At 66.7% G+C, this 18424-nt stretch carries 14 protein-coding genes and 6 pseudogenes; 17 read left to right on the top strand and 3 right to left on the bottom strand.

The window, feature by feature from the left end; all coding sequences use genetic code 11:
* Positions 1-212: pseudogene (locus AWC07_RS12820) on the bottom strand (pyridoxal 5'-phosphate synthase lyase subunit PdxS); the annotation flags it as partial.
* A gap of 337 nt (positions 213-549) precedes the next feature.
* Here AWC07_RS12820 and AWC07_RS12815 point away from each other — a divergent pair.
* The 10 genes and pseudogenes from AWC07_RS12815 to AWC07_RS12775 form a co-directional block, all read left to right on the top strand.
* Positions 550-900 (top strand): annotated as a pseudogene (locus AWC07_RS12815) (pyridoxamine 5'-phosphate oxidase family protein); the annotation flags it as partial.
* Positions 901-1072: 172 nt separating this feature from the next.
* The gene (gene dapB, locus AWC07_RS12810) at positions 1073-1810 is read left to right on the top strand and encodes a 4-hydroxy-tetrahydrodipicolinate reductase (protein ID WP_036414578.1); all 738 of its coding nucleotides are present in this window, start codon (positions 1073-1075) and stop codon (positions 1808-1810) included.
* A 38-nt stretch (positions 1811-1848) separates the two neighbouring features.
* Positions 1849-2310 (top strand): annotated as a pseudogene (locus tag AWC07_RS12805) (hypothetical protein); the annotation flags it as partial.
* 1 nt (position 2311) lies between these two features.
* Positions 2312-2767 carry a flavodoxin family protein gene (locus AWC07_RS12800; RefSeq protein WP_036414576.1) on the top strand — a complete coding sequence of 152 codons (456 nt, stop codon included), beginning with the start codon at positions 2312-2314 and terminating at the stop codon, positions 2765-2767.
* A gap of 362 nt (positions 2768-3129) precedes the next feature.
* Positions 3130-3635 (top strand): annotated as a pseudogene (locus AWC07_RS29805) (PE/PPE C-terminal domain-containing protein).
* Between the two features lie 62 nt (positions 3636-3697).
* A pseudogene (locus AWC07_RS26870) lies at positions 3698-3784 on the top strand (flavodoxin); the annotation flags it as partial.
* A 38-nt stretch (positions 3785-3822) separates the two neighbouring features.
* Complete coding sequence (locus AWC07_RS12790) at positions 3823-5361, top strand: class I adenylate-forming enzyme family protein (RefSeq protein ID WP_036414581.1); 1539 nt, start codon at positions 3823-3825, stop codon at positions 5359-5361.
* Between the two features lie 302 nt (positions 5362-5663).
* Positions 5664-6473, top strand: a complete 810-nt coding sequence (locus tag AWC07_RS12785; protein ID WP_036414572.1) for a PPE family protein, SVP subgroup — start codon at positions 5664-5666, stop codon at positions 6471-6473.
* 50 nt (positions 6474-6523) lie between these two features.
* Positions 6524-7690, top strand: a complete 1167-nt coding sequence (locus AWC07_RS12780; protein ID WP_036414569.1) for a PPE family protein — start codon at positions 6524-6526, stop codon at positions 7688-7690.
* Between the two features lie 67 nt (positions 7691-7757).
* Positions 7758-10338, top strand: a pseudogene (locus AWC07_RS12775) (ATP-binding protein).
* Positions 10339-10358: 20 nt separating this feature from the next.
* Here AWC07_RS12775 and AWC07_RS12770 read toward each other — a convergent pair.
* Positions 10359-10688 (bottom strand): PE-PGRS family protein, encoded by a 330-nt coding sequence (locus AWC07_RS12770; RefSeq protein WP_208622410.1) that lies wholly within the window; start codon positions 10686-10688, stop codon positions 10359-10361.
* Between the two features lie 132 nt (positions 10689-10820).
* Between AWC07_RS12770 and AWC07_RS12765 the strand changes: the two genes are divergently transcribed.
* The 3 genes from AWC07_RS12765 to AWC07_RS12755 are packed head-to-tail and all read left to right on the top strand — an operon-like array spanning position 10821 to position 13893.
* Complete coding sequence (locus AWC07_RS12765; protein WP_036414564.1) at positions 10821-11612, top strand: SDR family oxidoreductase; 792 nt, start codon at positions 10821-10823, stop codon at positions 11610-11612.
* Entirely contained in the window at positions 11609-12793 is a 1185-nt protein-coding gene (locus AWC07_RS12760; RefSeq protein WP_036414562.1) for an acyl-CoA dehydrogenase family protein, read from the top strand. Before AWC07_RS12765 ends, AWC07_RS12760 begins: the two co-directional genes overlap by 4 nt.
* Positions 12790-13893 carry an acyl-CoA dehydrogenase family protein gene (locus tag AWC07_RS12755; protein ID WP_036414559.1) on the top strand — a complete coding sequence of 368 codons (1104 nt, stop codon included), beginning with the start codon at positions 12790-12792 and terminating at the stop codon, positions 13891-13893. The genes AWC07_RS12760 and AWC07_RS12755 overlap by 4 nt, the downstream gene beginning before the upstream one ends.
* 80 nt (positions 13894-13973) lie before the next feature.
* Here the strand turns inward: AWC07_RS12755 and AWC07_RS12750 are convergent, their stop codons facing one another.
* Positions 13974-14717, bottom strand: coding sequence for a dienelactone hydrolase family protein (locus tag AWC07_RS12750; protein ID WP_036412057.1), 744 nt, complete (start codon positions 14715-14717; stop codon positions 13974-13976).
* 107 nt (positions 14718-14824) lie between these two features.
* On the opposite strand from AWC07_RS12750, the gene AWC07_RS12745 reads away from it, so the two are divergent.
* The 4 genes from AWC07_RS12745 to AWC07_RS12730 are packed head-to-tail and all read left to right on the top strand — an operon-like array spanning position 14825 to position 18407.
* Positions 14825-15625 (top strand): thymidylate synthase, encoded by an 801-nt coding sequence (locus tag AWC07_RS12745; RefSeq protein WP_036412072.1) that lies wholly within the window; start codon positions 14825-14827, stop codon positions 15623-15625.
* Positions 15622-16107: a dihydrofolate reductase gene (locus tag AWC07_RS12740; RefSeq protein WP_036412058.1), complete on the top strand. Its 486-nt coding sequence runs from the start codon at positions 15622-15624 to the stop codon at positions 16105-16107. Before AWC07_RS12745 ends, AWC07_RS12740 begins: the two co-directional genes overlap by 4 nt.
* On the top strand, positions 16107-17321 hold the full coding sequence (locus AWC07_RS12735; protein WP_036412060.1) for a winged helix-turn-helix domain-containing protein: 1215 nt from the start codon (positions 16107-16109) through the stop codon (positions 17319-17321). Before AWC07_RS12740 ends, AWC07_RS12735 begins: the two co-directional genes overlap by 1 nt.
* Positions 17322-18407, top strand: a complete 1086-nt coding sequence (locus AWC07_RS12730; RefSeq protein ID WP_036412061.1) for a restriction endonuclease subunit S — start codon at positions 17322-17324, stop codon at positions 18405-18407.
* The last annotated feature ends 17 nt before the right edge of the window (positions 18408-18424 follow it).

Raw genomic sequence — 18424 nt, 5'->3', positions numbered from 1 at the left:
ATTTCGGGGTCGCTCATCCGCGACACCCCGCCGTGGGCGCGGATGTCGGCGGGCACCCGTTCCAGCGCCATCACCGCGACCGCGCCGGCACCTTCGGCGATGCGGGCCTGCTCGGGAGTGACGACGTCCATGATCACGCCGCCCTTGAGCATCTCGGCCATACCACGCTTGACCCGTGTCGTACCGGTCGCCGGGCTACCCGCATCATCCATGGTGCCTCCAATCTCCACTACGACTGCCATTGCGCGGCTTGGTGTCGCTACCGACAGGCAGCCAGTGCAAACGGCGGCGAAACCGTTACCGAACAACCCGCGACACTATGCAGCAGTAACACAAATCCGGTGCCTTCGGCGACTGCATCAAATCATAATGGTAGGAGTTCCCTGTTATTGATTGTGCGATCCAATGAGCGCCGTTCGGCTTACCGGCAGCAACGGCCGGTAGCAAAGAATCTTAGGTGACCATTGCGGGATAAGCCCGCACAGCACCGGAGGCCGGGATGGACGATAATTCCCGGATCGTCGAACTCAACGACGACGAGTTGGCAAGATGCGTGGCGAATACGGTCCGGGAAAGGACGGTTGCGCCGATTTGGACTTTGCCTCGATTTTTCGCGCGGCTGGCACGCGTTGCTCCGCGGGTGGATGAGCGATGCGCAGCGCGCCGGCGTGATTGAGCCCAAATTTAATGCGATGGTGGTGGCCGCTGTTGCCGACGGAAAGCCGGTGAGCCGTTCGGTGCTCCGCAGATTACTGGATGAGTCGGGGTGTGGTTTTCTTCACGAGTTACGCATCGGCGAAGGGCCAACAGCTCGATGCGACACCATATGCGTCGGCAACCTTCCCCTGGTACGAGTTGGGCCGCCAAGCCCACGTGCGCGGTGCGGTCACCAAGGTCAGCGCCCTGACTCGACACCAGCGGGAGAAAGTTCGCACCTGCCTGAGGCGTGGTCGGCATCGGCCCTTCGCGGGAGAGCGCGTCGATCGGGTTTCCCGATGACGCGTCGTCGACGGCGAGTCGGGGGACGAACACGCGCGTTCGTGGAAACAGCGGCCGCAGTAGGCTTCACCAAATGCGGATAGGTGTGCTGGGGGCCAAGGGCAAAGTCGGAGCGACGATGGTGACGGCGGTCCGGGCCGCCGAAGATCTGACCCTCTCGGCCGAGGTGGACGCCGGTGATCCGCTGAGTCAGCTGACCGACGCCAACACCGAGGCGGTCATCGACTTCACCCACCCCGACGTCGTGATGGACAATCTGAAATTCTTGATCGCCAACGGGATTCATGCCGTGGTTGGGACCACCGGCTTCACCGCGGAGCGACTGCAGCAGGTGGAGTCGTGGCTGGCCGACAAGCCCGAGACGTCGGTGCTGATCGCGCCGAACTTCGCGATCGGGGCGGTGCTGTGCATGCATTTCGCCAAACAGGCCGCACGGTTCTTCGACTCGGCGGAGGTCATTGAGTTGCATCACCCGAACAAGGCCGATGCTCCGTCGGGTACCGCGACGCGTACTGCGAAGCTGATCGCCGAGGCTCGGAAAGGCTTGCCGCCCAATCCCGATGCCACCAGCACCAGCCTGCCCGGAGCCCGTGGCGCCGACGTCGACGGCATCCCGGTGCACGCGGTACGGCTGGCCGGGCTGGTCGCTCACCAGGAGGTGCTGTTCGGTACCCAAGGAGAGACGCTGACTATTCGGCACGACAGCCTCGACCGCACGTCGTTTGTGCCCGGGGTGCTGCTGGCGGTGCGCCGTATCGGGGAGCGCCCCGGTCTCACCGTGGGCATCGAGCCGTTGCTCGACCTGCAATGACGCGACAGTGACGCTGCAATGACGCTGCAATGACGGACATGGCGCGCACCATGCGCATTCAGCTGCTCATCGCTTTCATGTGTGCGGCCATGCTGGTGTACTTCGTCCTGCTGGGCCGCATCGCCGTCACCCTGATCGGCTCGGGTCGAGCTGCCGCCATGGGCCTGGGACTGGCCTTGCTGCTCATGCCGGTCATCGGACTATGGGCGATGATCGCGACCCTGAGGGCCGGATTCGCGCACCAGAAATTGGCCAGGCTGATGGCCGACGACGGAATGGAACTTGACATCAGCGCGCTGCCACGGCGGCCGTCAGGCCGCATCGAACGCGCTGCGGCCGACGCGCTGTTCGACATCGTGCGCGCCGAACTGCAAGACGACCCCGACGACTGGCGTCGCTGGTACCGGCTGGCCAGGGGCTACGACTACGCGGGGGATCGCCGGCGGGCCCGCGAAGCCATGAAAACGGCGCTGAGCCTGGAAAGGAGCCGCAGGCACGGCAATGACCAAGACCCTGCTCATCGTGCACCACACCCCGTCGCCGACCACCCGCGAGCTGCTGGAGGCGGTGCTGGCCGGGGCCAACGACCCGGAGATTGAGGGTGTCGACGTGATCGCGAGGCCGGCCCTGGCCGCGACGCTTCCCGATATGCTCGATGCCGACGGCTACCTGTTCGGCACCACGGCCAACTTCGGTTACATGTCTGGGGCGCTCAAGCATTTCTTCGACACCGTCTACTACCCGAGCCTGGATCACGTCGCCGGCCGCCCCTACGGTCTGTGGGTACACGGCAATAACGACACCGTCGGCGCCGCAGCGGCCGTCGTCAAGTTGGCGACCGGGTTGGGGCTCAGCCAAGCCGCCGGCGTACTCGAGGTCGTGGGTGCCGTTGACGCCGCGACACGCGAGCGCGCCTACGAACTGGGGGGCACGCTGGCGGCGACGCTGATGGAATAAGGGCTGCGTCAACTGAACGCGCTAATCCGTTGTTCGTCGATCACGTGGCATGTCTCTGGAGCGTGATTGGCGGACTTCGAGATGACCTTGACCACTAGCAATGAAGGGTCCGACGCCCGCGTTACGGAGTGAAGCCGATTGTTTCGCGACTTGGCTCAAGTTGGTGTTCACGTCGTCCAGCGACTTTGGTGAGGGCTTCGGGGTCTTGGGTCCGGCGTTTGATGTTGATGCTGTTGGACTGCGGATATCCGGCTTGGCTCAAATTGGTGCGCGTCGTCGGCGTGCACCAACGCAGCGGAGTCGTTGCAAGGCGGGCGCCTGGGTGGTGGTCTGGGCGGTGGCGGGTGTGGCTGCTGGGGTGAATGCGCTCAGCGCGCAGTGTCGGTTATTGCGCCGGGCGCAACCTGGTGCGCCGAGCGTGTCATGGCTGCGAAAAATCGGCCAATTTTTCACTCTCAGAACACGTTCGGCGAAATCCTGGTGACGGCGATCAGCTCGCGCGTGACGGTCGACGGTGGCGCTTTCGGCCTTCGCTTAGTCCGAAGTTGCTTAGTGCGCGCTTTTCGACTGGCCGCGGCGCAGACGCGCAGTTCGTGCCACAGCTCGAACTCGCGGATCGTGAGCCAAGTCGAGTCGGCGCAACACCGATCATGGCCGGCTTCGGCACTACGTCCTCGGTCGGTCGGCTGTCGGTGCCGGCGACCTGGTCTACCGCAGCACCGGGTGGGCGGTTGCGGAGGACGACGGAGCGATCGCGGCGGTGCCGCCTGCGCCTGGAATGGCCGTAGCCGTCTACGGCGCAGGTGCCGGCTCGGGCCCGCGGTGCGGAGGCAGGCCGACCGTTATGCCCAGGCACGTGTTCGGCTGATCCGGGGCCACGGAAACATCCCGACACGTCACTGGGCGTCAAGGCTTGGTCGACTTGACGATCACCCGGGCCTGGACCACGTCGTCAGCCGTGCCTACGGTGTGTGGGTACAAGGCAACAACGACACCGTCGGCGCCGCAGTCGCCGTCGTCGAACTGGAGTGACGTGGAGTGACCAGGTGCCTGACATAATCGAGATTCCCAGGAACCACAACCCGTTCCCACGGACGGGGATCCGCCTCGATCACGCCGGCGTCCCGCACTACGACGAGATCCCCCCCACCTTGCTGGACATGCTCGCCGAGCAGGTCGACAGTCGCCCCGACAGCGAAGCCGTGGTCGAACTCGACGCTGCGCGGCTGACCTACCGGCAGTTGTGGGATCGTGCTTCGCGGGTCGCCGGCGGACTACGGGCAAGTGGTCTGAGCGTCGGCGACCGGGTGGCCGTGCGATATCCCGCGGGAGTCGATTGGGTACTGGCGTTCTGGGGCACCGTGATGGCCGGTGGCGTTGTGGTGCCGGTGAACACCCGCTCCAGCCAGCCGGAGGTCGACTTCGTGTTGTCCGATGCCGGAGCGCGGATAGACCTGAGTACGGACACGGCGTTGCCCGACGGCGACCCGTTCGTGACCGAACAACTCGGCCCATCCGATGTGGCCGCGCTGTTCTACACCTCGGGAACCACCGGCCATCCCAAAGGCGTGCCGACCACCCACGAGGCTTTCGTGACCAGCACCGAGAACACCCTGCGGTGCCATGAGCCGGTACGGGATGTCGGCGAGGGCCTGCGCACCGTTATCTCGGTGCCGCTGTCTCATATGACAGGATTTAACTCGCAGCTCTTGATCGCATTGGCTGTTGGCGGAACGTCGGTGATCATGCCCGCGGTGGACCTCGACCGGTTGCTCGCGACAGTTCCCGCCGAGCGGATCTCTCTCCTGGTGAATGTTCCGGCGGTGTACTCATTACTGTTGCGGCACAAGGGTTTTGCCGACACCGATGTCTCCTCGGTGCGTTGGGTCGGCTACGGAGGCGCACCGATAACCCCGTCGTTGGTGCGGTCGGTCAAGGACGCGTTTTCGCAAGCAACGGTGTTCAACGGATACGGCATGACCGAGTCGGCCTCCTTGATGACGGTGCTGCCGGATTGGGATGCGGTCGAACACGCCGACTCGGTCGGTTATGCGGTTCCCTCGGCGGATCTCGGGGTGGTTCCGTGTCGCGGCGACGACCCCGGCCCGGGCGAGATCATGGGCGAGTTGGTGGTCCGGGGGGCGAATGTGACCGCGGGCTACTGGGACCGGCCGGACATCACCGCGGCCACGATCGTCGACGGCTGGTTGCATACCGGCGACGTGGTACGTGTCGACGACGCGGGCCGGGTCCACATCGTCGATCGGCTCAAGGACATCATCAACCGGGGCGGCGAGAACGTCTCCAGCGTTGAGGTCGAATCCGCGCTGCTGTCGGCCCCCAACGTCGCCGATGCCTGTGTCCTGGGGGTGCCTGACGACGTCATGGGGGAAAAGGTCGGCGCGGTGCTGTATGCAGGCGCGGACCCGATCGACGTGACGGCGGTGCTCGACCACTGCCGCCGGCAACTGGCCGACTTCAAGGTTCCGCAGTACGTCACGGTGGTGACCGAAGCGCTGCCGCGCAACGCCGGCGGCAAACTGCTCAAGGGCAAGCTTCGCGAACAGGTCCGTTGGGGCTCGCCGTTGCGTTGACCGGCGGTTGGTCCCGCCGCCGCGCAACGTAGAAATGTGCGCCACACCTCTCATTTCGATGCGGCTGGTCGCGGGAAGATGACACGCTCGACAAGACAGTGTTAGCACTGCCGGCGTTCGCGTTAAGAAACCGTAACGGGACTCATCGCCGACGCCTTTGGATTGCGACGGCGGGAGTGTGGATCACTAGCCTTATCTCAACACCCAGACACTGTTCAGCAAATAAGCAGAATCTGTTCAACAAATCCACAGGAAGTGGCCGCCGCAACCGGTCGGCATGTTTCGAAACACAAGGAGCGCAGATGTCATTCCTGACGACACAGCCAGATGAACTGGCCGCTGCGGCGGGCAAGCTGCAGACCATCGGCGCGGTGATGGAAGCCGAGAACGTCGCCGCAGCAGTCCCGACCACGGGCGTGATACCGGCGGCAGCCGATGAAGTGTCGATGCTGCAGGCGTCGATGTTCACCGCCTACGGGAGCCTGTACCAGCAGATCAGCGCCGAAGCCGCGGCCATGTACGACATGTTGGTGAATACCCTCGGTGTCAGCGCCGGGACCTATGCGGCCGCCGAGGCGGCCAATTCTTCCGCGGCGGCCTCGCCCTTGTCGGACATCCTCGGCGCGCTGCTGCCCGGCCAGACTCCTGGATGGATTTCGGATCTCGCCAATATCTTCAACATCGGTGCCGGCAACTGGGCGTCGGCTGCGTCGGACTTGCTTGCGTTAGGCAGCGGTGCGCTGCTGCCGACCGCCGAGCAGGCCGTCGGAGCCGACGTGGCCGAAGCCGTGGGCGGTGCCGCCGGCCTGGCACCGGCGGCCGCGGCCGAGGCCGCGCTCGGCGGGGCGCCGATCGCCGCCGGCCTGGGCGCAGTGTCCTCGATCGGCGCAGCCGCACCGCCAGCCTGGGCGGGGACGGCCACGCTGGTGTCGAGCACGCAAGTCGGCACGCTGCAAGGTGCCGGCTGGACCGCCGCCGTACCGCAGGCGGCGCCGGGCGCCGTCATTCCCGGAATGCCGGGATTGGCGTCGGCGACGCGAAACAGCGCCGGCTTTGGTGCGCCGCGCTACGGCGTCAAGCCGATCGTCATGCCGAAGCCGGACGCTGTCTAGGCCACCTGCATCCGATAAGAGCCGGACTGAACCAAAGGAGTGCAATAACAATGGATTTCGGAGCTTTACCCCCTGAGATCAACTCCGCACGCATGTACGCCGGTGCGGGGGCGGCACCCATGATGGCTGCCGCCGCAGCATGGAACAGGCTGGCCGTCGAGTTGAGCACCACGGCCGCCGCTGTCGAATCGGTGATCACCCAGCTGACCGCCGAGCAGTGGTTGGGTCCGGCGTCGATGTCGATGGCGGCCGCGGCTCAGCCGTATCTGGCCTGGCTGACCTATACCGCCGAGTCCGCCGCACACGCAGGCTCGCAGGCCACGGCATCCGCGGCCGCCTTCGAGGCGGCCTTTGCCGCGACCGTGCCGCCGGCCGAGGTTGCGGCCAATCGGGCGCTGCTGGCGGCGCTGGTGGCGACGAACATCCTGGGCCAGAACACACCCGCCATTGCGGCCACCGAGGCGCACTACGGCGAAATGTGGGCGCAGGACGCGCTGGCGATGTACGGCTATGCGGCATCGTCGGCGGCCGCCGGGACGCTGAATCCGTTGACCACGCCGTCGCGGATCGCCAACCCGGCCGGGCTAGCCGCGCAGGCGGCCGCGGTGGGCCAAGCCGCAGCGGCCGGCACGGCCCAGCAGGTGGGGCTGGCGAACCTGATCACCAACGTGCCCAACGCGGTCATGGGGCTCGCGTCGCCGGCCGCGTCGGTTTTCGACGGGACGGCCCTGGGCGGAATCATCGATGACCTGCTCGGCAATACGTTCGTGCAGAACGCCATCAACGGTGCGGTCAACACCGTGGCCTGGTTCGTCATGGCCGCCGTTCCCAACGCGGTCTTCCTCGGCCACGCCCTGGATGCCGCGAACGTCGCGGGCGGGGCTGCTGCCGCCGCCGAGGCGGTCCCGGCGATCGCGGGGCCGGCGGCCACGACGCACGCGGTAGCACCCGCGGGCTCGGTCCTGGCCGGCCTCGGCCAGGCGTCCGCGGTCGGCAAGTTGGCGGTGCCGGCGGGCTGGTCCAGTGCCGCTCCGGCGTTGCCTTCGGGCACCACGGCGTTGGAGGGCAGCGGCTGGGCCGTACCCGAGGAAGCCGGACCGGTCACCGCGATGCCCGGCGCGCCGGGGATGGCCGCCGCGGCCAAGGGCGGCGGTGGTTACGCCGGGCCCCGATACGGATTCCGGCCGACCGTGATGCCCAAGCAGGTCGTCGTCTGATCCGGGACCGGCCGGGCCGTAATGTGGCCGGTATGTGGTCGCGCGTCACGATGGCCGGGGTGTCGGAATGAGGCTGCTGATCGCGAACCGGGGGCGTGATAGCGCTTCGAATCATCCGCACGGCAACCGAATTGGACATCCCCACGGTCGCGGTTTACGCCGCGGACGACGCCGACAGCCCACACGTGCACGCGGCCGACCAGGCAATCGCCCTGCCCGGCAACGGTATCGACGCCTACCTCGACGCCGCGGCCATCCTGGCCGCGGCTGAAGCGTCCGCCGCCGAGCTGATCCACCCCGGCTACGGGTTCCTCAGCGAGAACCCCGAATTCGCGCGGGCCTGCACGGCCGGCGGGTACACGTTCGTCGGACCCGCCGCCGAGGTGCTGGAGTTGGTCGGGAACAAGTCTGCGGCCCGCGCGGCCGCCGTCGCCGCCGGGGTGCCGGTGCTGGCGGCGACCCAAGGCCCCAGCAGCCTCGGCGACATCCATGAATTCTTCGCCGCTCAGCTCGGCCGCGCGATCATGATCAAGGCGCTCGCCGGCGGTGGCGGCCGGGGCATGCGCAAGGTGACGAGCGCCGGCCAGATCGATGATGCCTACCGTCAGTGCGCCGCGGAAGCGCAGCCGGCCTTCGGCAACCCGGCGGTATTCGCCGAAGCGTATCTGGGCGCGGCACGGCATCTGGAGGTGCAGGTCGTCGGCCAGCCACCGCATACGCTGGCCCTGGGCGATCGTGACTGCAGCATCCAGTGGCGTTACCAGAAGCTGGTCGAAATCGCTCCCGACCAAGGTATTTCGGATGACTTGCGCCGTGCCTTACACCGGGCCGCAACCTTGCTCTGCGCCGGCGTCGGGCTGCGCGGACTGGCCACCGTCGAATTTCTGGTCTCCGCTGAGGAATTCGTCTTCTTGGAGGTCAATCCGCGAATCCAGGTTGAACACACCGTCACCGAGGAGGTGACCGGGCTGGACCTGGTGGCGCTGCAGCTGGCCATCGCCGGCGGCGCGTCCTACGACGAGCTGGGGTTGCCGGCCGGGATTTCCTGCGAGGCAACCACAGTCGCCGGTGATACCGCCACCACGGCGCGGGGCATCGCAATCCAGACCAGGGTCAACGCTGAAACCATGACGGCAGCTGGGTCCGTCCTACCCGCGGCGGGCACCCTGACGGTGTTTTCACCCCCGAGCGGCCCCGGGGTCCGGGTCGACACCTACGGCCGGGCGGGGCTGTCGGTGAGTCCACGCTATGACTCGCTGCTGGCCAAGGTCATCACCCAGTATCCGGGTCGTCCTTCGGCGCGGCGGTGCGCAAGACGCGCACGGCGCTGTCGGAGTTCAGCATCGAGGGCGTCGCCACCAACCTGGCATTGCTGCAAGAACTCTTATCGGACAACAACGTTCAATCAGGCATCGTCACGACCAGTTTCGTCGACGAAATGCTGCCCGGCCTGGCGGCGGCCGCGCTGGCTGACCGGCACGCCCACCGGGTGGCCGCGGTCGAGCTTCACCCGGGTGAAGAAGCGTTGCGTGCCCAACTGGCCGGCACGGTGGTGGACGTCGCGCCTGAAGGTACCGAGGTGGGCGCCGACGGGCAGTTGGTGGTGCTCGAGGCGATGAAGATGCAGCATGTCCAGACGGCTCCGGATGCACTGCGGACGGTCCGCAATCTGGTGTCGCCCGGTCAGGTGGTCGCCACCGGCGACCCGCTGCTGGTGTTCACCCGCACCAACGTTGTCAATGGTGAATCATCAACTGCCACCGTCGATCTGGATCGAACGCGAGTCGACCTCGACTTGGTCTGGCAGCGTCATCGGCTCACCCTGGATGAGGGCCGGGAAGCCGCGGTGGCCAAACGGCACAAGCAAGGTCGGCGCACCGCACGAGAGAACATCGCCGATCTGGTCGATCCCGGCAGCTTCGTCGAATACGGTGCCCTGGCGATTGCCGCGCAGCGCAGCCGACGCTCCGAGGAGGACCTGATCGCCAACACCCCGGCCGACGGGCTGGTCGCCGGCGTGGCCACTATCGGCGCGGATCGGTTCGGCCTGGCCGCCGCGCGAGCGGTCGTCGTGTCGTACGACTACACCGTGCTCGCCGGGACTCAGGGCATGCGCAACCATGCCAAGACCGACCGCGTCTTCGATCTGGCGGTGCGAAACCGCTTGCCGGTGGTGCTTGTTCGCCGAGGGCGGTGGGGGCCGGCCCGGCGACACCGACTGTGCGATACCCCGGGATTCATGGTCGGTCCGGACGCGGAGAAAGAGGCCACGGTCCGACGCTTCGGCCGTATGTTCATCGTCGGCGCGCGGTTGACGGTGCCGCTCGGAATGATCATCGTGCGCAAGGGGGTATGGGTTGGGTGCGATGGCCATGGCCGGTGGCTCCTTCCATGCGCCGGAGTTCACGGTCGCCTGGCCCACCGGGGAGATCGGCGGCATGGGGCTGGAAGGGGCGGTGCGGCTCGGGTTCCGCAAGGAGCTGGCCGCAGCCGCGGACGAGGTTGAACGCCAAGCGCTTTTCGAGCGTCTGGTGGCCGCGGCCTATCAGCATGGGAAGGCGCTGCGCTCGGCCACCACGTTCGAACTGGACGACGTCATCGATCCAGCGGAGTCGCGGACCTGGATCAGCAGGCTGCCGAGACGCTGACCCTTATGCCGGGCAAGCCGTTAGGCGTGGCCGGAACCGCAACTCACCCCCGCAATGCAGCCCTGGCCGCCGGGCACGCCGCCGGGTCCCGCGTTGACCCCTCCGGAGCCGCAGCCGACGCCGGGGGCGCAACCCTGGCCGCCCGGGCCGCCGCCGGGACCTTCGTTCACTCCTCCCCAACCGCAGTTGCCGTTGGCGTCGCAGCCGCCTCCGCCCGGTTCGTTCATGGAGACAAAATGCGTGAGCGCAGTGGTGGTCGTGGCTGGAACAGCCGCAATAGCGTCGGCTCCGGCCACAGGTGCGGCCAAAACCGCTGCAGCGACAGCCCCGGCCGCCACCAGGGGCCTCACGAGGTTTAGTTTCGCTAACATGCACGTCGCATACCCACGAACACAGGCGTACAAACCATCAGCGGGATATCGGGTGCCACCGATGCCGCAGGGTGATTGGGTTCGGCCTCCAACGACAGCAGGCGTACCGCAATGACCTCACTGGATCTGAGCGGCCGAACCGCGATAGTCACCGGCGCCTCCAGGGGAATCGGGTTGGCGACAGCGCAGCGCCTGGCCACCGCCGGCGCCAACGTGGTGCTCACCGCCCGCAAGCAGGAGGCCGCCGACGCAGCCGCCGCCGAGGTCGGCGAGCGCGCGGTGGGCGTCGGTGCTCACGCGGTCGACGAGGAAGCCGCCCGACGCTGTGTGGACCTGACCCTCGAGCGCTTCGGCAGCGTGGACATCCTGGTCAACAACGCGGGCACCAACCCGGCGTTTGGTCCGCTGATCGAGCAGGACCACGCCCGCTTCACCAAGATCTTCGACGTCAACCTGTGGGCCCCGCTGCTGTGGACCTCGCTGGCCGTCAAGGCATGGATGGGCGAACACGGTGGTGTCGTCGTCAACACCGCCTCGATCGGCGGCATGCACCAATCCCCGGCCATGGGGATGTACAACGCCACCAAGGCCGCGCTGATTCATGTGACCAAGCAACTGGCCCTGGAACTGTCGCCGCGGGTGCGGGTCAACGCGATCTGCCCCGGCGTGGTGCGCACCAGGCTGGCCGAGGCGCTGTGGAAGGACCATGAAGACCCGCTGGCGGCGACCATCGCACTCGGGCGCATCGGCGAACCGGTCGACGTGGCCGAAGCCGTCGGCTTCCTGGTCTCGGATGCGGCGGGCTGGATCACCGGAGAGACCATGGTGATCGACGGCGGCCTGCTGCTGGGCAATGCCCAAGGGTTCAGGGGTTTTCAGCCGAATCCCGGAGGCGCGCTATGAGCATTCAGCAGAACTTGCAAACCCGGGTGCGGGCGCTGCTGGACCAGCACGACCCAGCCACCACCGACCCCCAGGAATTCCTCGGCGCGCGGTTCGACGCGGGGCTGGCCTGGGTGCACTTTCCGGCGGGCTTCGGCGGGCTGGGCCTGCCGCACACATATCAGGCGCAGGTCGACGCGCATTTGGCGGCGGCTGGCGCGCCGCCGGCCGGCGGCGGGCGAAACATCATCGGGACCGGCATGGCGGCTCCGACGATCGCCGTGTTCGGGACCGAAGACCAGAAGCGTAAGTTCTTACGCCCGTTGTTCACCGGTGAACACCTCTACTGCCAGCTGTTCAGCGAGCCGGGCGCCGGATCGGATCTGGCCGCGGTGGCTACCCGTGCCGTGCGCGACGGTGACGACTGGATCGTCAACGGCCAGAAGGTATGGACGTCGATGGCCCAGCATGCACAGATGGCTATCCTGGTCGCCCGCACCGACCCGAACGTGCCCAAGCATGTTGGGCTGACGTACTTCTTGTGTGACATGAGGCAACCGGGAATCGACATCCGGCCGCTGCGCCAGATCACCGGTGAGGCGGAGTTCAACGAGGTATTTCTCACCGACGTCCGGGTGCCGGACGCGAACCGGCTCGGCCCCGAAGGCGGCGGCTGGCGGGTCGCGACCACCACCCTCAACAACGAGCGCGTCGCGATCGGCGCACGGACCGGAACCCCGCGCGAGGGCGGCCACATCGGCAGGGTCACCGAGGCCTGGCGGGAGCAGCCGGCGCTGCGCAATCCCGCGATGCACGACGAGATGATGCGGCTGTGGGTGGAAGCCGAAGTGCTGCGGCTCACCGGCGAACGATTGCGCCAGCAGGCCGCGACCGGTCAGCCCGGGCCGGAGGGAGCCGGTATGAAAGTGGCGTTTGCCCGCCTCGCACAACAGATCTCGGGTTTCGAACTCGAATTGCACCCCGAGTCCGGGCTGCAATACGACGACTGGACGTTGCGCCGGCCGGAGACCGTCGATCTGATCGGTCGCGGGCCGGGGTATCGCTATCTGCGGGCTCGTGGCAACTCGATCGAAGGTGGTACCTCGGAGATCCTGCGTAACACCATCTCCGAACGGGTCCTGGGCCTGCCCGGCGAACACCGCGTCGACAAGACCGCCGCCTGGAAGGACTTGCCGCGATGAGCGCCGGGAACCTGCTGTACTCCGACACCGAGGACGCGCTGCGGGACAGCGTTCGGCAGCTGTTCGCTGATCGGTGTCCCACGGAGCTGGTGGTGCGTGCCTATGATGCTCCGCCGCAAAACTTTTCGGAGATTTGGCGGACGCTGGCCGCCGATCTGGGGGTGGCTGGGCTGCTGGTTCCCGAGTCGCTGGGCGGAGCAGGCGCGAGCGCCCGTGAAGCAGCGGTGGTCATGGAGGAGATCGGCCGGGCCGCCGCGCCGGTCCCGTTCCTGTCCAGCGCGGTGCTTGCCACCGTCGCGCTGTCGCGATCCGGCGAGACCGAGACTCTCGCGGGTCTGGCCAGCGGTGCCGTTACCGCGGCGCTGGTGGTGCCGCTGTGCACCGCGCCGGGTGATCCGGTCACCGGGGTGAGCAATGGCGCCGACGGACTGACCGGACGGGTCACCAGCGTGGCGGGCGCCAGGGAAGCCGACGTGCTGGTGGTGCCGGTGGCCGGGCCCGACGGGGTGGAGCTGCATACCGTCGCTGGGGACGGGGCCGGTGTCGAGATCTCGCCGTTCTTGACCTTCGACATGACCAGACCCCTTGCGGACGTGCAGTTTTCGGGTGCCGCGTCGTCGCGGGTCGGTGACGGGCCGGCCGAAGCGGGGCTGGCCGAGGCGCTGCAGACCGCAGCGGCGCTGCTCGCCTCCGAGCAGCTGGGGATTGCGCGGTGGTGCCTTGACACCACACTGGCCTACACCAAGGAGCGTAAGCAGTTCGGCCGGGCTATCGGTTCCTACCAGGCGATCAAGCACCGGCTGGCGGACTTGTGGTTCGAGGTTGGTGCGGCGACGGCAGCGGCCCGCTACGCCGCTGACACCAGTGCCCGCGGTGATGCAGACGCCGCCATTGCCGCTGCTCTGGCGCAGGCTTACTGCAGCGGGGTCGCGGTACATGCGGCCGAGGAGTGCGTGCAACTGCACGGCGGCATCGGAATGACCTGGGAGTATCCCGCGCACCTGTACCTGAAGCGGGCCAAGAGCGACCAGTTGGCCCTCGGCACCGCCTACCGGCACCGCGCTCGACTGGCCGCGTTGGTCGACCTGCCGGTCACCTGATTCCGGCGAGGATCGGGCGAGCAGACACAGAATCGCATGCCACGCCGAGGATTTGGGTGATTCTATGTCTGCTCGCCGGATCAGCGCGGTAGTGCCGACGCGAAGACGTCCGTCATTGCCGCCCAGTGCCGCTCGGCGCACGCCTGGTCATAGGGCGGGTTGTCCGGAACGGCGAACCCGTGGGCGCCCGGATACCACTCGATGGTGTGCTCGACACCGGCCGCGGTCAGCGCTTTATCGAGCTGTTCGGCATGGTCGGCGGTGAACGACGGGTCGTTCTTCGCGCCGCCCACATAGACCGTGGCACGCATCCGCGCGGCCAGCCGATGCGGGCTATCCGGGCTGTCGGTGACCAAGCCGCCGCCGTGAAACGATGCTGCGGCCCCGACCCGATCGGGCTGCCGCCCGGCCACCACCAACGAAATGCGTCCACCCATGCAGTAGCCGCACACGCCGAAGCGTTGGCCGGTCACCTCCGGGCGGCCGGCCAGGTAGTCGAAGAACGCGCCGGCGTCCCGGGTCACCCGGTCCGGGGTCAACGTGCCGATCATGAACATAAGCCGCGCACGCTCATTCGCGTCGCCGAACGCGGTCGCCATATCGAATGGCGCCCAGTCACCCTCGCGGTAGTACACGTCGGGCAGCAGCACCGCGTAGCCGAATTCCGCCAGCTTGGCCGCCATCTGGCAGAAGGTTTCCCGCACCCCGCCGGCGTCTGGATACATCACCACACCGGGCCAGGGACCTTCGGCGCCGTCGGGGGTGAACAGTCGGACGGAACAGCTGCCGTCGGGAGTGGTGACGGTATCGGTGACTTTCGGCATGGCCTCCGTTGTACTCCTGCGGCCTCGCTGCTGGGTTGATTGGCGTCGACCCGCCGCGCCCGGCTTCGCCGGGCTTGCGATCGCCGCAGTACTAAGCTGGCCGCGTGGTGCCCATTGCGACTCCCTATGAGGATCTGTTGCGCCTGGTGCTCGAAACGGGTTCGGTCAAATCCGACCGTACCGGCACCGGCACTCGCAGCCTGTTCGGCCAGCAGATCAGGTACGACCTGTCGGCCGGCTTCCCGCTGCTCACCACCAAGAAAGTCCATTTCAAGTCGGTGGCCTACGAGTTGCTGTGGTTCTTACGCGGGGACTCGAACATCAGCTGGCTGCACCAGCACGGAGTCACCATCTGGGACGAATGGGCAAGCAGCACAGGTGATCTCGGACCTATCTACGGTGTGCAGTGGCGATCCTGGCCGACTCCGTCGGGTGAGCACATCGACCAGATCAGCGCCGCCCTGGCGCTGCTGCGCACCGATCCTGATTCCCGGCGGATCATCGTGTCGGCCTGGAATGTCGGCGATATCCCGCAAATGGCACTGCCGCCGTGTCACGCGTTCTTCCAGTTCTACGTCGCCGACGGGCGGCTGAGTTGCCAGCTCTACCAGCGCAGCGCCGACCTGTTTCTGGGCGTGCCGTTCAACATCGCCAGTTACGCGCTGCTCACCCACATGATGGCCGCGCAGTCCGACCTTGACGTCGGCGAGTTCGTCTGGACCGGCGGTGATTGCCACATTTATGACAACCACCTCGAACAGGTCCGCGAGCAATTGCGCCGCGAGCCCCGACCTTATCCGAAACTGGTTCTGGCCCAGAGGGATTCGATCTTCGACTACACCTATGAAGACATCCTCGTCAAGAATTACCATCCGCACCCGGCGATCAAAGCCCCAGTAGCCGTATGACGACGGTGGGCCTGATCTGGGCTCAGTCGACGTCGGGTGTCATCGGCCGCGGCGGTGACATTCCCTGGCGGGTACCCGAGGACCTCGGTCACTTCAAACGGGTCACCCTGGGCCACACGGTGGTGATGGGCCGGCGGACCTGGGACTCGCTGCCGGCCGCTGCCCGGCCGCTGCCCGGCCGGCGAAATGTGGTGCTGAGCCGCCAGACTGACTTCGTGGCGGAGGGAGCCGAGGTGGTGGGTTCACTCGAGGACGCCCTCACCGGCCCGGGGGACACCTGGGTGATCGGCGGCGAGCAGATCTACACCCTTGCCCTGCCGCGGGCCATCAGGTGTGAGGTCACCGAGGTCGACGTCGACCTACCCCGCGACGACGACGACGCCCTGGCTCCGCTGCTCGACGAGACATGGCAAGGTGACGAGGGAGAGTGGCTGGTCAGCCGGTCGGGTTTGCGGTACCGGTTTCACAGCTACCACCGGTGATGAGCACCCTGACTGCCGCGCAGGCCCGCCGGGTGGCGGTCGCGGCACAAGGCTTCGCCGGGCCCAAACCGGCCGGGCCGATCACCCGCGCACATCTGCGGCGGCTGATCTCGCGGATTCAGGTGCTGCAGCTGGACTCGGTGTCGGTGGCGGTGCGGGCACACTACGCGCCGGTGTTCAGCCGCCTGGGACCCTACGACCGCGACGTGCTGGACCGCGCCGCATGGGGCCCGCGCTCGTCGCGGTTGCTGGTCGAATATTGGGCGCACGAAGCCGCACTGATGGCCGTCGACGACTGGCCGTTGCTGCGCTGGCGGATGGGTCAGTACCGGCATGGACGTTGGGGAATCCAGATCGTCAAGGCCAACCCGCAGTTGGCCGATGACATCGTTGCCGCGGTCGCCGAACTCGGACCCAGCACCGCCGGTCAGATCGAAGCGCAGCTGGCCGCCGAGCCGCGCCTGCGAAAAGGAACGTGGCGGAATCGCAGCGACACCAAGTGGGTCGCCGAGGCGCTGTTCGCTTCCGGGGTGCTGACGACGGCCACCCGTGTCGGCTTTGCCCGCCACTACGACCTGGTGGAGCGAGTACTGCCGGCCGAGGTGCTGGCTCGGGAGGTCGACGACGACGAAGCCGTCCGGCAGCTCACCCTGCGAGCCGCCACCGCGCTGGGCGTGGGCACCGAGGCCGATCTCCGCGACTATTTCCGGCTGACCGCCCAACAGATCAAGCCGGCGATCGCAGAGCTGGTGGCCGCGGGTGATATCGAGCGGGTGAGTGTGGAGGGCTGGCCGGCGCCGGCCTACCTTTGGGCCGGCCAGACGGTGCCCCGCCGCGACCGCGGCACCGCGCTGCTGTGTCCGTTCGACCCGTTGATCTTCTTCCGGCCACGGGTCAAGCGGCTGTTCGATTTTCATTACCGCATCGAGATCTACACCCCGGCGGCCAAACGCCAGTACGGCTACTACGTGTGGCCGCTGCTGCTGGACGGACAGCTGGTCGCGCGGGTGGACCTCAAAGCCGACCGCGCCGCCAAATCGTTGCACGTGGTCGGGGCGTTCGGCGAGCCCGACTCACCGCGGACGCGGGTCGCCACGGTGCTGGCCGGCGAACTGGCGTCGATGGCATCCTGGCTGGGATTGAGTGGGGTGGCCGTGTCGGAGCGAGGCGATTTGGCCGGGGAGCTACGTACGGCCGTCAGACGGGTCGGCTAGATGGAACAAGAGGTCCGGTTGGGCGACCATCTCGAATTCAGCGCCGGCGATGTATTGCAGGTACGGCTCGCCGCCGGGCGTTATCCCGTTTATGGGGCAAACGGGACTATCGGTTATACAACGCAATGCAATACCTGCGGCCCGCTGATAGTAATAGGACGCGTTGGATCCTATTGCGGTAGCTTGCGCTATTGCGATGGTGATGCGTGGGTGACCGATAACGCCTTGATATGTCGCGCAAAGAGGCCCGAAGAAACACGATATTGGTATTACGTGCTGCAGACCTGCGCCCTTAATCGATACCGCACCGGATCCGGACAGCCGCTGCTTAGCCAAAGCATTCTCAAGAACATTTCGGTGTGGGATGTCCCCCGCGACCGCCGTGCAATCAGCGAGGTTTTCGGCGCCCTGGATGACAAGATCGCCGCGAACGAGCGCGTCGTCGAGACCGCCGAGGCCTTGATGGTCGCGATGGTCGAGCGCATCTCCGATTACACCGCCCTGTCCGATTTGGCGACGAGGTCAACAGCATCCCTCGACCCTCGAGGATTCGATGGCGTGGTCGCGTACTACAGCTTTCCAGCGTTCGACAACGGCACCCGACCAAGCATCGTCGACGGGAGGTCGATCAAGAGCGATAAATTCGTGCTATCGGAGCCCTGTGTATTGTTTTCGAAACTGAACCCGAGAACACCGCGGATTTGGAACGTTACGCAGCTCCCTGCGGAAATGGCGGTGGCGAGTACCGAGTTCGTCGTACTGCGGCCGATTGGCGTCGACACTTCCGCCTTATGGTCAGCGCTGTGGCGACGCGACGTCTTGGCAACACTCCAACAGAGGGTCGCGGGCATGACTGCAAGTCGCCAACGGATCCAGCCGCATGAACTGCTAAGGGTCGTCGTGCCGGATGTACGGCGGTTGAATCCCGGGCGGGCGCATACGTTAGCGAACCTCGGCGTTTTGTGTCACCAGCGAAGAGCAGAATCCGCAGAGTTGTCAGCAGTGCGTGACGCCATGCTGCCGCTCCTGATGTCCAGCAAGGTCCGCGCCAGGGACACCGTCGCGCTGGCCAACTTGGTGGTGTAGAGGATCTACCCGTACAC

Origin of the sequence: Mycobacterium gastri (assembly GCF_002102175.1) — a bacterium.
GTDB lineage: Bacteria > Actinomycetota > Actinomycetes > Mycobacteriales > Mycobacteriaceae > Mycobacterium > Mycobacterium gastri.
The sequence above is the reverse complement of the archived record's forward strand: the minus strand, read 5'-3'. Positions and strand labels throughout refer to the sequence as shown.

Coding starts and splice junctions, on each gene's coding strand:
- AWC07_RS12760 (WP_036414562.1), top strand. CDS start 11,609: ATGAGCATTCAGCAGAACTTGCAAACCCGGGTGCGGGCGCTGCTGGAC.
- AWC07_RS12800 (WP_036414576.1), top strand. CDS start 2,312: ATGACCAAGACCCTGCTCATCGTGCACCACACCCCGTCGCCGACCACC.
- AWC07_RS12735 (WP_036412060.1), top strand. CDS start 16,107: ATGAGCACCCTGACTGCCGCGCAGGCCCGCCGGGTGGCGGTCGCGGCA.
- AWC07_RS12730 (WP_036412061.1), top strand. CDS start 17,322: ATGGAACAAGAGGTCCGGTTGGGCGACCATCTCGAATTCAGCGCCGGC.
- AWC07_RS12780 (WP_036414569.1), top strand. CDS start 6,524: ATGGATTTCGGAGCTTTACCCCCTGAGATCAACTCCGCACGCATGTAC.
- AWC07_RS12755 (WP_036414559.1), top strand. CDS start 12,790: ATGAGCGCCGGGAACCTGCTGTACTCCGACACCGAGGACGCGCTGCGG.
- AWC07_RS12750 (WP_036412057.1), bottom strand. CDS start 14,717: ATGCCGAAAGTCACCGATACCGTCACCACTCCCGACGGCAGCTGTTCC.
- AWC07_RS12740 (WP_036412058.1), top strand. CDS start 15,622: ATGACGACGGTGGGCCTGATCTGGGCTCAGTCGACGTCGGGTGTCATC.
- AWC07_RS12785 (WP_036414572.1), top strand. CDS start 5,664: ATGTCATTCCTGACGACACAGCCAGATGAACTGGCCGCTGCGGCGGGC.
- dapB (WP_036414578.1), top strand. CDS start 1,073: ATGCGGATAGGTGTGCTGGGGGCCAAGGGCAAAGTCGGAGCGACGATG.
- AWC07_RS12765 (WP_036414564.1), top strand. CDS start 10,821: ATGACCTCACTGGATCTGAGCGGCCGAACCGCGATAGTCACCGGCGCC.